Origin of the sequence: Streptomyces sp. HM190 (assembly GCF_009857135.1) — a bacterium.
In the GTDB taxonomy this organism is placed as follows: Bacteria; Actinomycetota; Actinomycetes; order Streptomycetales; family Streptomycetaceae; genus Streptomyces; species Streptomyces heilongjiangensis.
Map to the genome: position 1 here is coordinate 4340759 of NZ_CP047318.1, position 14362 is coordinate 4355120.

Genomic DNA, 14362 nt, shown 5'->3' on the forward strand with positions numbered 1-14362 from the left:
GTAACCATGAACGCGCCGTACGACGGTGACCGCGGCCAGGGCGGGGCCGACTCGGGGTACCCCGACGGCTCGCTGCCCGGGTCGGGCCAGGTGCCGCCGCAGCCTCCCGCGGACATGTACCTCCAGGACGCCTACGACCAGGACCCCTACCGCGCGCGGGACCTGTCCGCCCAGGACCCGGTGGCCGAGGCGCTCTACGACCGCGCCGCGCACCCTCCGCCCGCTCCAGGTGCCCACCAGCCGCAGCAGCCGCTCTACGGGCAGCCCGCGCCCTCGCAGTACGCCCCCGACCCGCGGGTGTGGGCCCAGACCCCCGCGCCCGAGCCGGACGGTCCGTCGCGACATCTGCCGTACGGCGACAACGCCCGTACGACCCAGTTCGTGGGAGTGGACGACCTGGTCACGCAAGCCGGCGAGGAGCGCCGGGAGCCGGACGCGTTCGCTCACCTCTTCCGGGACCAGCAGCAGAGCGGCAGCGGCCCCGTGGGGCAGCCCTCCGTGCCCGGCCCGGCCACCGCTCCGGCGCCGGGTCCGGTCCGTACGCAGCACGAAGAGCCCGCGCAGGCCCCCGCGGCCGCACCGGCCCCGAAGAAAGGCGGGCGGGCCTCGGGGCTGCTGAAGTCGAGCGCCGTGATGGCGGCGGGCACCATGGTCTCGCGCCTCACCGGCTTCATCCGCTCGGCGATGATCGTCTCGGCGCTGGGCCTCGCCCTGCTGGGCGACGCCTTCCAGGTGGCCTACCAGCTGCCGACCATGATCTACATCCTGACCGTCGGCGGCGGCCTGAACTCCGTCTTCGTCCCGCAGCTCGTGCGGGCGATGAAGGACGACGACGACGGCGGCGAGGCGTACGCCAACCGCCTGCTGACCCTCGTCATGGTGGTCCTGGGCCTTCTCACGGCACTCGCGATGTTGGCGGCCCCGCTCCTGGTGCGCGCTCTGTCGGTGGGAGTCGCCGGCAACCCCGCGGCCAACGAGACCGCCGTGACGTTCACCCGCTACTTCCTGCCGTCCATCTTCTTCATGGGCATCCACGTGGTGATGGGGCAGATCCTGAACGCCCGCGGCCGATTCGGCGCCATGATGTGGACGCCGGTCCTCAACAACATCGTCATCATCGTCACCCTCGGCGCGTTCCTGTGGGTCTACGGCAGCGCGGCCGACTCCCGGATGACCGTCGACAACATCCCGCCCGAGGGCGTGCGCCTGCTGGGTGTGGGCATCCTGCTCGGCCTCGTCGTGCAGGCCCTCGCGATGATTCCCTACCTGCGGGAGACCGGGTTCCGACTGCGGCTCCGCTTCGACTGGAAGGGCCACGGCCTCGGCAAAGCCGCGATGCTCGCCAAGTGGACGATCCTCTTCGTCCTGGCCAACCAGGCGGGCGCCCTGGTGGTCACCCAGCTGGCGACCTCCGCGGGCATCGACTCGGACGTCAAGGGCACCGGTTTCGCGTCCTACGCCAACGCCCAGCTGATCTGGGGTCTGCCGCAGGCCATCATCACCGTGTCCCTCATGGCGGCCCTCCTCCCTCGCATCTCGCGGTCGGCGGCCGAGGACGACGCGGGAGCCGTCCGGGACGACATCTCGCAGGGCCTGCGCACGACGGCGGTCGCCATCGTGCCGATCGCCTTCGGGTTCCTCGCGCTGGGCATCCCGATGTGCACCCTGATCTTCGGTTCTTCCGGGACCGTCGAGGCCACCAACATGGGCTTCATGCTGATGGCCTTCGGCCTCGGCCTGATCCCCTACTCCGTGCAGTACGTCGTCCTGCGCGCCTTCTACGCGTACGAGGACACCCGGACGCCGTTCTACAACACGGTCATCGTGGCCGCCGTCAACGCCGGCGCTTCCGCGATCTGCTTCTTCGTGATCCCGGCCCGCTGGGCGGTGGTCGGCATGGCGGCCTCGTACGGCCTCGCCTACATGACCGGTGTGGGCGTCGCCTGGCGTCGGCTGAAGAAGCGGCTGGGCGGTGACCTGGACGGCTCCAGGGTGATGCGGACGTACGCGCGGCTGTCCATCGCGTCGCTGCCCGCGGCGCTGCTCAGCGGCGCGGCCTGCTACGGGATCAGCCGGAGTCTGGGACAGGGCGTCGGTGGCTCGATGCTCGCCCTCGTCGGGGGAGGAATCGTTCTGCTCGGTGCCTTCTACGTCGCCGCACGGCGCATGCGCATCGAAGAGCTCAACTCGATGGTCGGTATGGTCCGGGGACGACTGGGGCGCTGAGGCTGGGTTAGACGCACAACCATCGTCCGTCGTCGCGTGTCGCTCATAGCGGCGGACTGTGGGCACAATTGGCTTTGGCGTCGCAGAGCGCGCAACGGATGGGGAGGCAGGAACGACGGTGGCGGAACGGAGCACGGCTGCCGTCGACGTGGCAGACAACAGCGGCGACGAGCCGCTGACCGCGCAGGCGGACCAGTCCACGGCCGACGGGGAGGCCCAGAACCGGGAGCGGGACACGGAAAGCTCGGCGAGCGAAGAGGCACAGGGAAGCGGCGGCATCGACAGCCCTTCCAGGACGACACCGCCCGAACTGCACAGCGGTCACAAGCTCGCCAGGCGCTACCGCCTCGAAGAGTGCGTCACCCGTCTGGACGGTTTCAGCAGTTGGCGTGCCGTGGACGAGAAACTGCGACGTGCGGTCGGAGTTCACGTCCTTCCGGCCGACCACGCACGCGCCCGTGCCGTGTTGGCCGCGGCGCGTTCCTCGGCGCTGCTGGGTGACCCCCGCTTCGTCCAGGTACTGGACGCCGTGGAGGAGAACGACCTCGTGTACGTGGTGCACGAGTGGCTTCCCGACGCCACGGAACTGACGACGCTTCTCGCTTCCGGCCCACTGGAACCGCACGACGCGTACCAGATGGTCACCCAGGTCTCGCACGCCATGGCCGCCGCACACCGCGAGGGCCTGTCACACCTTCGGCTCAACCCCAGCGCAGTCCTGCGCTCCGCCGCCGGGCAGTGGCGCATCCGCGGCCTCGCGGTGAACGCGGCGCTGCGCGGCATCAGCTCCGACACGCCCCAGCGCACGGACACGGAGGCGATCGGCGCGCTGCTCTACGCGTCGCTCACCCAGCGCTGGCCCTACGAGAACGACGCGCACGGCCTCTCGGGGCTCCCGAAGGGGGTCGGGCTCATCGCTCCGGACCAGGTACGGGCAGGCGTCCACCGTGGTCTGTCGGAGCTCTCCATGCGTGCGCTCGCCAACGACGGCGCCACCGCCTCACGGCACGAGTCTCCGTGCACGACTCCGGAGGAGTTGGTGAAGGCGATCGGCGAGATGCCTCGCATCCGCCCGCCGGAGTCGGCCTTCACCGCCCCGCCCGACTACCAACGCACGTCCTACCAGCAGGGCACGTACGGCCGTCCGTCGACCCATCCGGGCGCCACGCAGCCCATTCCCACCCCTCCGCCACCGCTGCAGAGCCGTACCGGCAAGGTCCTCAAGTGGGCTGTGTCGGCGCTCCTGATCGCCGCGCTCGGCCTCGGCAGCTGGCAGCTCGCGGACGCCCTGATGGAGCGCGGTGACCGGTCCAACGACACGGACACGGGCCAGACGACGGACAACGAGAAGGGCGACAACACCGCCAAGCCGCTCAGGAAGCTCGGCATCAGCGGCGCCGTCGAGTACTTCCCGGACGGGAAGCCGCAGCACGCGAACGACGTGGACCTGACCTACGACAAGAGCGGTTCCACGTACTGGCGGACCTACTCCTTCAACGACGGTCCCACCCTCGCGCCCTACAAGCAGGGCGTCGGCATCGTCTACGACCTGGGCTCCGCCCAGGAGGTGTCAGCAGCCTCCATAGGGCTGTACTACGCCGGGGACCACACATCGGCCACCCTCTACGCGGCCGACTCCCTCTCGTCGTCCGCCCCCCTCACTGCGATGACGAAGATCGCTTCGAGCACGACCAGCGGGACCGACCTGAAGATCTCCGCCAAGAAGCCGGTGAAGACCCGGTACGTTCTGGTCTGGCTCACCGCCGTGCCCAAGTCGGCGCCCGACCAGTTCAGCGGCGCCGGCTACAAGCAGGCGATCACCGACGTGAAGTTCATGGGCTGAGAGTTCTTCGAGGAAGGGGGCCTGATGGCGCCAGTCGCTGACCACAGCGGAACGAGCGACCAGGACCTCCTGGCCCAGCATGTCGAGGGCGACCCTGATGCCTTCGCGGAGCTCGTACGGCGCCACCGGGACCGACTGTGGGCGGTGGCGCTGCGGACCCTGGGGGACCGCGAGGAGGCCGCTGACGCTGTCCAGGACGCGCTGGTTTCCGCCTATCGGGCGGCGCACACCTTCCGGGGCCAGTCGGCCGTCACGACGTGGCTGCACCGCATCACGGTGAACGCCTGCCTGGACCGCGCCCGCAAGGCCGCCTCGCGCAAGACGTCCCCGGTCGACGACACCGAGCGGCTGGAGCAGCTCTTGGAGCCACACGAGTCGGCATCCGCTCCCGCCGAACGCAACGACGTGCACCGCGAGCTCCTGGAAGCCCTGGGCACACTGCCCCAGGACCAGCGGGCGGCCCTCGTCCTGGTGGACATGCAGGGCTATCCGGTGGCGGAGGCCGCACGGATCCTCGATGTCCCGACAGGGACGGTCAAGAGCCGCTGTGCCCGTGGCAGAGCCAGACTGCTGCCGCTGCTGACCCACCTCCGTGGCGACGGAGGGAGTGACGGCGACGGAAAGTCGGGGCGCGGAAGGAACCGGACGCAGGGGACATCCGTCCCACCCGCAGCAGGACCACATGATGCAGGGCCAAGCGATGCAGCTGCTGTGAAGGGCGGAGGTGGGCGAGCGTGACATCCACGACCGACACAGCCGGACACCCGGACGTCGAAGAGATCTCGGACCTGACCGAAGGTCTTCTGCCGCCGTCCCGTACCGAGGACGTCCGACGGCATCTGGACGCATGCGCCCTCTGCGCCGACGTGTACGCGTCGCTGGAGGAGATCCGCGGCATGCTCGGCACTCTTCCGGGCCCTCCGCGTATGCCCGACGACGTGGCAGGACGGATCGATGCCGCCCTGGCCGCCGAAGCCCTGCTGAACGCCACGGCGCCAGCCCCGGAGATCGCAGAGACCTCCGAAGTGTCCGGCCGCGCGGCCACGACACCGCAGGGGGACGACCGTGGTCATGTTTCACGTGAAACATCGACGGTGCCCGACCGTCCCGCCGGTCATGGCCGGGGGCCCACGGGTCCGGGCCGATCCCCGTCCAAGCGGCGCACTCGCCGCGTCAGCATCCTCGCCGCGGTCTTCGCGACCGCCACTCTGGGGTTCGGTGCGCTGCTCGTCCAGTCGATGAGCGACAGCGACTCAGGGGACAACCCTCCGAGCGCCCAGAGCCCGGCTTCCGACATGTTCTCCGGCGTCAAACTACAGAAGCGGGTGGACGATCTTCTCGGGGACAAGACGACGAAGGACGCGCCCGACCGCGACTCGGTCGGCGCCCATACGGCACCCGGCGATCCGGAGCACTTCGACTCGAACCCCACGACGAAGCTCACACGAGACGTGCCCCCGTGTATCGCCGAAGGCATCGGCGATGTGACCGGGGCGATCGCTTCGGAATCCGGGACCTACCAGGGGGCCGACGCCTATCTCGTCGTGTTGCCTGTCCCGGAGGACGCTTCGCACGTCACGGCCTACGTCGTGGATGCCTCTTGTATCGGCAAAGCCTCGGCCCCCGCCGGAGAGGTTCTGCTGAAGCAGACCTACGTCCGCCCCTGAGGGCGGTGCACCGCACCACCCCTGGCATCCCTGTGCGCTGGCATGGCTCCGTGTGCCCGGACACACCGGGAATGCACGCCCCTTAGGATCCGTTGGGTGGGGTGAGAGTTCCGAGAGCAGCTCCCACCGGCAGTACGCAGCAGTCTCCAGAGACGAGGAAACAAGCCGTGAGCGACGTCCGTAACGTGATCATCATCGGCTCCGGGCCCGCCGGCTACACGGCAGCGCTCTACACCGCGCGCGCATCGTTGAAGCCGCTGGTGTTCGAGGGGGCTGTCACCGCAGGCGGCGCGCTCATGAACACCACCGACGTGGAGAACTTCCCCGGCTTCCGGGACGGCATCATGGGCCCCGACCTCATGGACAACATGAGGGCCCAGGCCGAGCGCTTCGGTGCCGAGCTCGTTCCGGACGACGTCGTCGCCGTCGACCTGACCGGCGAGATCAAGACGGTCACGGACACCGCGGGCACCGTGCACCGTGCCAAGGCCGTCATCGTCACCACGGGCTCGCAGCACCGCAAGCTCGGGCTGCCCAACGAGGACGCACTCTCCGGACGCGGCGTCTCGTGGTGCGCCACCTGTGACGGGTTCTTCTTCAAGGACCAGGACATCGCCGTGATCGGTGGCGGTGACACCGCGATGGAGGAGGCTACCTTCCTCTCCCGCTTCGCGAAGTCCGTGACCGTCGTCCACCGCCGGGACACACTGCGGGCCTCCAAGGCGATGCAGGAGCGGGCGTTCGCCGACCCGAAGATCTCCTTCATCTGGGACAGCGAGGTCGCGGAGATCCAGGGCGACCAGAAGCTGGCCGCCCTGAAGCTGCGCAACCTCAAGACGGGCGAGACGACCGACCTTCCGGTGACCGGCCTGTTCATCGCGATCGGCCACGACCCACGCACGGAACTCTTCAAGGGTCAGCTCGACCTGGACGAGGAGGGTTACCTGAAGGTCGCCTCCCCGTCGACCCGGACGAACCTGACCGGTGTCTTCGGCGCCGGCGATGTCGTCGACCACACCTACCGCCAGGCGATCACCGCGGCCGGTACCGGCTGCTCCGCCGCCCTCGACGCCGAGCGCTTCCTCGCCGCCCTCGCGGACGGCGAGCAGACCGCAGAGCCCGAGAAGACCTCCGTCTGACCCCCGTCCGCCCCACCGCACCAACCAGTTAGGAGCCCGCCGTGGCCGGCACCCTGAAGAACGTGACCGACGACTCCTTCGAGCAGGACGTCCTGAAGAACGACAAGCCCGTCCTGGTGGACTTCTGGGCCGCCTGGTGCGGTCCGTGCCGCCAGATCGCTCCGTCCCTCGAAGCGATCGCCCAGGAGTACGGCGACAAGATCGAGATCGTCAAGCTCAACATCGACGAGAACCCGGCCACGGCAGCCAAGTACGGCGTCATGTCCATCCCGACCCTGAACGTCTACCAGGGCGGCGAGGTCGCCAAGACCATCGTCGGCGCCAAGCCGAAGGCCGCGATCGTGCGTGACCTCGAGGACTTCATCGCCCAGTAGGCAGCACCGCCGTCGCCCGGCGACGATGTTTCACGTGAAACATGAAGGGGCCGTTCCCCTCAGGAACGGCCCCTTCGTCGTATGCAGCTGCGTCTCGGGCCCCCTCAGAGGGGCCGCAGTGCGGGTTCCTTCTGAACCGCTCCCAGAAGCCTGTCGAGCGCCAACTCTACGTCCTCTTTCCAGGAGAGCGTCGTCCGCAGCTCCAACCGCAGCCGAGGGTAAGCGGGATGAGGGCGGACCGTCTTGAAGCCCACGGCGGTCAGATGGTCCGCGGGCAGTACACAAGCCGGTTCCTTCCAACGTGCGTCACCAAAGGCTTCGATCGCCTTGAAGCCCCGCCTCAGAAGATCCTTGGCCACGGTCTGCACCATCACCCGGCCGAGGCCCTGCCCCTGAAAGCCGGGCACGATGAAGCCGGTCATCAACTGAACCGCGTCCGAGGAGACCGGGCTTGTGGGGAACGCCGTCGAGCGTGGCACATAGGCCGGTGGTGCGTAGAGCACGAAGCCCGCCGGAACGTCGTCCACATAGACGACCCGCCCGCAGGATCCCCAGTCCAGAAGAACCGCGGAGATCCAAGCTTCCTTCTCCAGCGCGGGAGTCCCAGCCTTTATCGCTGCCTCGCCGCTGACGGGGTCCAACTCCCAGAAGACACACGAGCGGCAGCGTTGGGGAAGGTCCTGAAGGTTGTCCAGCGTGAGCGGTACGAGCCGACGCCCCATGAAGGCTGTTCCTCGCTTCCTTCGCCCGCAGCGTCGCGAGCGGCTGTCAGAGCGCTTCGCTCCCTGAGCAGACTGCCGACGAATCCGCCGACCGCACCCAGTCCCAGGCCGGCGGTCACCAGACCGGAACGGCTCATGGTTCGCATTTCCCCCGCCTCCCATGAAGGTGTCACAAGGTGGATGCGCCCTACCCCACCGCATCGTATCGACGATGTGATGGCCTAGACACTGCCCGCAAGCAAAGAGCGGGCAGTGTCCGGTATACATCGGACTCTGCCCGCTCATGCGGTCGACCAGCCGAAAGGCGTCCCACCGATCGAAGGCTCAGGCCTCGCTCTCTTCGCTGTCGTCGTCCAGCAGGCTCCGCTGAAGAACGGGTCCCTCGCCGGGCGCGAGCGACGACAGAATGCGCTCCAAGTCTTCCATCGAGGCGAACTCGACGGTGATCTTGCCCTTCTTCTGACCCAGGTCGACCTTCACGCGGGTCTCGAAGCGGTCCGAAAGCCGGGTCGCCAGATCGCTCAGCGCGGGGGAGACGCGCGCGCCGGCGCGAGGGCCCTTGGAGCGTGAGGTCGTCTTGGGCCGCGAGCCCATGAGTGTGACGATCTCCTCGACCGCTCGCACCGATAGCCCTTCGGCCACGATCCGGTGCGCCAGCTTGTCCTGCTCCTCCGAGTCCTCGACCGACAGCAAAGCCCGCGCATGTCCGGCCGAGAGCACCCCGGCGGCCACGCGACGCTGCACCGCAGGCGAAAGCTTCAGCAGGCGCAAGGTGTTGGAGACCTGAGGACGGGACCGACCGATGCGGTCCGCCAGCTGATCGTGCGTGCAGTTGAAGTCCCTGAGCAACTGGTCGTAGGCAGCAGCCTCTTCCAGCGGGTTCAGCTGAGCCCGGTGAAGGTTCTCCAGGAGGGCGTCCAGAAGGAGCTTCTCGTCGTCCGTGGCCCGCACGATCGCCGGGATCGCCTCCAGGCCGGCCTCACGGCAGGCGCGCCAGCGCCGCTCACCCATGATGAGCTCGTAGCGGGCCGGTCCCAGTTGCCGCACGACGACGGGCTGGAGGAGACCGACTTCCTTGATGGAGGTGACCAGCTCCTGGAGGAGGTCCTCGTCGAACACCTCACGGGGCTGCCGCGGATTCGGGGTGATGGAGTCGAGGGGCAGTTCGGCGAAGTGGGCGCCAATAGGGGCTGCGGGCGTCTCGATGCCGCCGTTCGACGGCAGCTCCTCTGTTTCACGTGAAACATTGGGCAGCGTGGCCACCCTCGCGGCCGCCACCCCACGTTCCTGGGCGAAGACCGGTACCGCTGTCGGGGAGGGGGACGCGGGTCCTCCGATCGCCGGCGGTGCCGCCTTCTCCCCCGTCGGGGCTGCTGGGATCAGTGCGCCGAGACCACGGCCCAACCCCCTCCGTCGCTCGCTCACTGGATCCCCTCCACCATGCTCGGGTTGTTCTGTGCGCCGATGTGGGCGTGCGTCGGGTCATAGCCCACGCCAACGCCCTTCAGTGCGATTTCTCGGGCCGCCTCAAGGTAGGAGAGGGCACCGCTCGATCCTGGATCGTAAGTCAGCACGGTCTGCCCGTAGCTGGGCGCCTCGGAGATACGGACCGAGCGCGGAATACTCGTCCGCAGTACCTCGTCGCCGAAGTGGTTGCGCACCTCGTCGGCGACCTGGGAGGCAAGACGCGTCCGGCCGTCGTACATGGTGAGCAGGATGGTCGACACATGGAGCGCGGGGTTGAGGTGCCCCCGCACCAGGTCGACGTTGCGGAGCAACTGACCGAGGCCCTCCAACGCGTAGTACTCGCACTGGATCGGGATGAGGACTTCCTGGCCGGCGACCAGGGCGTTGACCGTCAGCAAGCCGAGCGAGGGAGGGCAGTCGATCAGGATGTAGTCCAGCGGCTGCTCATACGCCTGAATCGCTCGCTGGAGCCGGCTCTCACGGGCCACCAGAGACACCAGCTCGATCTCCGCACCGGCGAGATCGATCGTGGCCGGAGCACAGAAGAGTCCCTCGACATCGGGAACGGGCTGGACGATCTCCGCCAGAGGCCTGCTCTCGACCAGCACGTCGTAGATGGACGGCACCTCGGCGTGGTGGTCGATACCCAGTGCGGTGGAGGCATTGCCCTGGGGGTCAAGGTCGATCACCAGGACACGGGCGCCATGCAGAGCCAGCGATGCAGCGAGGTTGACCGTGGTCGTGGTCTTGCCCACGCCGCCCTTCTGGTTGGCGACCACCATGACGCGGGTCTGCTCGGGCCGGGGCAGCCCTTCTCCGGCGCGACCCAGCGCCTCTACCGCCAGTTGAGCAGCACGGCCGATGGGAGTGTCGTCCATCGGGGGCGGTGTTTCACGTGAAACATCCTCCCCCATCGATTCGGTACGGGGACCGGGGACCGGATCGGTCATCGGTCCCGCGATGTTGGCGTCGGACCGCAAGGATTCACTCTCCTCGACTTCAGGCTCGCAATGAACAGAGCCTCCCATGTCTTCGGGGTCGTGAACCAGTGAGGCCTGGGGTTCTGTGGAGAAATCCACCTCTGTGGAAATCTCCTTCGCCTCTCCGAGTGACCCGAGAGGCTTCCGGTCGCGCGGTTCGGCCGCGGCGCGGCCACGGCCGATGATGCCGTGTAGCAGTGAGCGACGTTTCACGTGAAACACGATGCATAGCCGCTCGGGCAGCCACCGCGCGACACTCCGACATGCATCGGTTGGGAGGCTTATGTGGAGTATGTCTCGCCGTCAGGACGGATCAGCTCGCGTGTCCAGTGACGCCGGTGCCCTTCGGCCGAGTCACCGCTCTCAACGACGTCGGCGGGCGCGCCCCGTCCGGGCCGCCTTCGCGCGCTTCGCAGCGAAGCGGACCCCGCCCGGACTCTCACCGACCTCGACACGGACGACCGTGGAGAGCGGATCCACGACGCCCTCACCGACATGGAGGATGGACGTCCCCACCGCGCCGAGCTTACTCAGTGCCGTGGCCGCGCTCTTCAGCTCCTCCTCGGCGGTGTCGCCCTTGAGCGCCAGCATCTCTCCGTATGGACGCAGGAGAGGGATGCCCCAGGTGGCCAGTCGGTCCAGGGGGGCCACGGCCCGAGCTGTCACCACATGAACCGGCTGAAGTGTGCCGAGGACTTCTTCGGCACGGCCTCGGACCACGGTGACGTGGTCGAGGCCCAGCAGCTCCACGACCTCCGTCAGGAAATTCGTGCGCCGCAGCAGCGGCTCCAGCAGCGTGATCTTCAGGTCCTCCCGGACGAGAGCCAGCGGGATACCGGGCAGTCCGGCACCGGAGCCGACATCGCAGACCGTCACTCCCTCGGGCACGACCTCGGAGAGCACCGCGCAGTTCAGCAGGTGCCTCTCCCACAGACGAGGTACTTCCCGCGGGCCGATGAGCCCTCGCTGCACTCCCGCTTCCGCCAGCAGTTCGGCGTACCGGACCGCGTCCGTGTAGCGATCACCGAATACGTCGCGCGCCTGCTCGGGCGCAGGGGGAAGCTCCGCTGCCTCCGTCACGGGGACCGTCCTTCCGTACCGCAAGAGCGCACTGTGCGCTGACACCAGAACAACAGGCTGACAAAGTACGGCCCCGCCTGCGGGCAGACGGGGCCGGAGGAACGTACGTACCGAATCAGGCAGGCAGCACGACGACGAAGCGCTGGGGCTCCTCGCCCTCGGACTCGCTGCGCAGGCCCGCGGTCTTGACCGCGTCGTGCACGACCTTGCGCTCGAAGGGCGTCATCGGCTTCAGCTTGACGGGCTCACCGGTGCTCTTCGCCTCGGCGGCGGCCTTGGCGCCCAGCTCGGAGAGCTCGGCACGCTTCTTGGCGCGGTAGCCGGCGATGTCGAGCATCAGACGGCTGCGGTCACCGGTCTCGCGGTGCACGGCCAGGCGCGTGAGCTCCTGGAGCGCTTCGAGCACCTCGCCTTCCCGGCCGACAAGCTTCTGCAGGTCGCGGCTACCACTGTCGCTGATGATCGAGACAGAGGCACGGTCGGCCTCGACGTCCATGTCGATGTCGCCGTCGAGATCGGCGATGTCCAGCAGACCTTCCAGGTAGTCCGCCGCGATCTCACCCTCCTGCTCCAGGCGGGTGAGGGTGTCTCCACCCTCGGAGGCGGCGGAGGTGGTGCCTTCCGTCACGGGATGGGCTCCTTCTTACTTCTTGGACGGGGACTTGGGACGCTGCTGGCCCTTGCGCTGACCGGACTGGGCCTTGCTGCGGCCGCCGGTTCCGGGCTTGGGCGCGGCCTTCTTGGCTGCGGCCGCCGGCTTGGCGTCCTCAGGCTCGTCGTCGGACTTGGTGAGCGAGGTGGGCGCGCTCTGCTGCTCGGCGTCGGTCTTGGTGGCACCGGCCTGACGCTGGGCCTTGGTCTGGCGCTTGGGCTGCTGACGCTTGGCGGGAGTTGGCGTACCGTCCTCGGCGGTGGCCACGGCCGAGGACTCGCCCTTGATCACGGTTCCGTCGGCCTGGGCCGCGAGGCCCTCCTTGTTCAGGCCGTTGATGAACTTCCGCTCGTACTCGTTGCGGTCACGGCCCTTGACGACGATCGCCTTGACGATGGCGCGCTCACGCCGGTTGCGGGTCTTGCCGTGGCGCGTGACGTGCTTGAGGAGGCGCTCCAGGTAGGCGGCCTGGGCCTTGGAACCCGGGGTCGGGTTGTTGTGGATGACGTACATCTGCTGGCCCATGGTCCACACGTTGGTGGTCAGCCAGTAGACGAGGACACCGACGGGGAAGTTGATGCCGAAGACGGCGAACATGATCGGGAAGATGTACATCAGCATCTTCTGCTGCTGCATGAAGGGCGTCTTCACCGTGGTGTCGACGTTCTTCGTCATCAGCTGACGCTGCGTGTAGAACTGCGACAGCGACATCAGGACGATCATGATCGCGGTCACGATGCGGACCGTGGTGATGGAGGCGTCGAGGGCTGCCGCCTCGGCCGCACTGTCCGTGAAGGTCGCGGCCAGCGGGGCGCCGAAGATGTGCGCCTTCTGAGCGCTCTGCAGCAGGCTCTCGTTGATGACACCGATGGTGTCGTTGTTCGCGATGCTGTTGAGCACGTGGTACAGGGCGAAGAAGAACGGCGACTGCGCCAGGATGGGAAGGCACGAGGAGAGCGGGTTGGTGCCCGTCTCCTTGTACAGCTTCATCATCTCTTCGGACTGACGCTGCTTGTCGTTCTTGTAGCGCTCCTGGATCTTCTTCATCTCGGGCTGGAGCGTCTGCATGGCCCGGGTCGCCTTGATCTGCTTCACGAAGAGCGGGATCAGGCAGATCCGGATCAGGATCACCAGGGACACGATGGACAGGCCCCACGCCCACCCGGTGTCGTCGCCGAAGAGGGCGCCGTACACCTTGTGGAACTGGACGATGACCCAGGAAACAGGTGTCGTGATGAAGCTGAAGAGACTGGCAATCGTGTCCACTAATCATGCTCCTTGGGCATGGGACGGGCTCTCGGCGGCCGGGCTCGAAGGGGTGTGCCCCTCGGTGGCCGGTTCGGCGGCGGAGGACCCGCCCTTGCGTGCGCGCCACGCGCCACGCACCATCTCGTGCCACCGCGGCCGCTTGCGCGGCGGGACATGGTCCACACCGCCGAGCGACCACGGGTTGCACCGCAGGATGCGCCAGGCCGTGAGGGCCGTGCCCTTGATCGCACCGTGACGGTCGATGGCTGTGTAGCCGTAGTGGGAGCACGACGGGTAGTACTTGCACACCGGCCCGAGCAGCGGACTGATCGTCCACTGGTACAGCTTGATCAGTGCCAGCAGCGGGTACTTCATCGTGCGCCCCCTCCGAGCAGCCGTCGTATGGCGGCATCGAGGTCTTGGGCCAGTTGTACGTGGTCGGCGTCGCCCGCACCGGGCAGCGCTCGTACGACTACCAGGCTACCGGGGGGAAACTGGGCGACTCGATCGCGCATGAGGTGGCGAAGCCTGCGCTTCACCTTGTTGCGGACGACCGAGCCGCCGACGGCCTTGCTCACGACGAAACCCGCACGCGTCGGGGGAGCGCTCTCCCCAGGCGCGTGCGGGTCCGTGGAACCGCTACGTAGGTGAACGACGAGGAGCGGGCGTCCGGCCCGGCGCCCTCGCCGTACCGCGGTCGCGAAGTCCTCGCGCCGCCTCAGCCGGTTCTCGGTGGGCAGCACGACGGCATGACCTGACCGGGATCAGGCGGACAGACGGGCGCGACCCTTGCTACGGCGGGACGCGAGAATCGCGCGGCCGGCACGGGTGCGCATACGCAGCCGGAAGCCGTGGGTCTTCGCGCGACGACGGTTGTTCGGCTGGAAGGTGCGCTTGCTCACTCGGGGGCTCCAGAAATAAATCGGTAGTTGCGGGGTGCCGTCCTGGCTGTCACCGTGCGCCC

15 protein-coding genes are annotated in these 14362 nt (G+C 68.0%); 6 read left to right on the top strand and 9 right to left on the bottom strand.

Annotated features, from left to right (window positions below; translation table 11 throughout):
- Nucleotides 1-6: 6 nt before the first annotated feature.
- From murJ to trxA, 6 genes are all read left to right on the top strand, one after another.
- On the top strand, nucleotides 7-2226 hold the full coding sequence (murJ, locus tag GSY65_RS18460; protein ID WP_159769991.1) for a murein biosynthesis integral membrane protein MurJ: 2220 nt from the start codon (nucleotides 7-9) through the stop codon (nucleotides 2224-2226).
- A gap of 118 nt (nucleotides 2227-2344) precedes the next feature.
- On the top strand, nucleotides 2345-4069 hold the full coding sequence (locus tag GSY65_RS18465; protein ID WP_159769993.1) for a protein kinase family protein: 1725 nt from the start codon (nucleotides 2345-2347) through the stop codon (nucleotides 4067-4069).
- Nucleotides 4070-4093: 24 nt separating this feature from the next.
- A complete protein-coding gene (sigM, locus tag GSY65_RS18470) occupies nucleotides 4094-4807 on the top strand; it encodes an RNA polymerase sigma factor SigM (RefSeq protein ID WP_159769995.1) in 714 nt (237 codons plus the stop codon).
- Nucleotides 4804-5736, top strand: coding sequence for an anti-sigma factor family protein (locus tag GSY65_RS18475; RefSeq protein ID WP_159769997.1), 933 nt, complete (start codon nucleotides 4804-4806; stop codon nucleotides 5734-5736). The genes sigM and GSY65_RS18475 overlap by 4 nt, the downstream gene beginning before the upstream one ends.
- 167 nt (nucleotides 5737-5903) lie before the next feature.
- Nucleotides 5904-6875 (top strand): thioredoxin-disulfide reductase, encoded by a 972-nt coding sequence (gene trxB, locus GSY65_RS18480; protein ID WP_159769999.1) that lies wholly within the window; start codon nucleotides 5904-5906, stop codon nucleotides 6873-6875.
- Nucleotides 6876-6916: 41 nt separating this feature from the next.
- On the top strand, nucleotides 6917-7249 hold the full coding sequence (gene trxA / locus GSY65_RS18485) for a thioredoxin (protein ID WP_055537149.1): 333 nt from the start codon (nucleotides 6917-6919) through the stop codon (nucleotides 7247-7249).
- A gap of 104 nt (nucleotides 7250-7353) precedes the next feature.
- Here trxA and GSY65_RS18490 read toward each other — a convergent pair whose 3' ends face one another.
- The 9 genes from GSY65_RS18490 to rpmH form a co-directional block, all read right to left on the bottom strand.
- Nucleotides 7354-7971: a GNAT family N-acetyltransferase gene (locus tag GSY65_RS18490; protein ID WP_159770001.1), complete on the bottom strand. Its 618-nt coding sequence runs from the start codon at nucleotides 7969-7971 to the stop codon at nucleotides 7354-7356.
- Between the two features lie 324 nt (nucleotides 7972-8295).
- Nucleotides 8296-9396 carry a ParB/RepB/Spo0J family partition protein gene (locus GSY65_RS18495; RefSeq protein WP_159770004.1) on the bottom strand — a complete coding sequence of 367 codons (1101 nt, stop codon included), beginning with the start codon at nucleotides 9394-9396 and terminating at the stop codon, nucleotides 8296-8298.
- Complete coding sequence (locus GSY65_RS18500; protein WP_159776128.1) at nucleotides 9393-10466, bottom strand: ParA family protein; 1074 nt, start codon at nucleotides 10464-10466, stop codon at nucleotides 9393-9395. The genes GSY65_RS18495 and GSY65_RS18500 overlap by 4 nt, the downstream gene beginning before the upstream one ends.
- A 315-nt stretch (nucleotides 10467-10781) precedes the next feature.
- Nucleotides 10782-11498, bottom strand: coding sequence for a 16S rRNA (guanine(527)-N(7))-methyltransferase RsmG (gene rsmG / locus GSY65_RS18505; RefSeq protein ID WP_159770007.1), 717 nt, complete (start codon nucleotides 11496-11498; stop codon nucleotides 10782-10784).
- A gap of 115 nt (nucleotides 11499-11613) precedes the next feature.
- Nucleotides 11614-12126 (bottom strand): Jag family protein, encoded by a 513-nt coding sequence (locus tag GSY65_RS18510; protein ID WP_055514481.1) that lies wholly within the window; start codon nucleotides 12124-12126, stop codon nucleotides 11614-11616.
- A 15-nt stretch (nucleotides 12127-12141) separates the two neighbouring features.
- Nucleotides 12142-13416: a membrane protein insertase YidC gene (yidC, locus tag GSY65_RS18515; RefSeq protein ID WP_159770010.1), complete on the bottom strand. Its 1275-nt coding sequence runs from the start codon at nucleotides 13414-13416 to the stop codon at nucleotides 12142-12144.
- A 3-nt stretch (nucleotides 13417-13419) separates the two neighbouring features.
- Nucleotides 13420-13773: a membrane protein insertion efficiency factor YidD gene (yidD, locus tag GSY65_RS18520; RefSeq protein ID WP_055514477.1), complete on the bottom strand. Its 354-nt coding sequence runs from the start codon at nucleotides 13771-13773 to the stop codon at nucleotides 13420-13422.
- Nucleotides 13770-14141, bottom strand: coding sequence for a ribonuclease P protein component (gene rnpA, locus GSY65_RS18525; RefSeq protein ID WP_159770013.1), 372 nt, complete (start codon nucleotides 14139-14141; stop codon nucleotides 13770-13772). Before rnpA ends, yidD begins: the two co-directional genes overlap by 4 nt.
- A 21-nt stretch (nucleotides 14142-14162) precedes the next feature.
- Nucleotides 14163-14300: a 50S ribosomal protein L34 gene (rpmH, locus tag GSY65_RS18530; RefSeq protein WP_003956500.1), complete on the bottom strand. Its 138-nt coding sequence runs from the start codon at nucleotides 14298-14300 to the stop codon at nucleotides 14163-14165.
- Nucleotides 14301-14362 lie beyond the last annotated feature (62 nt).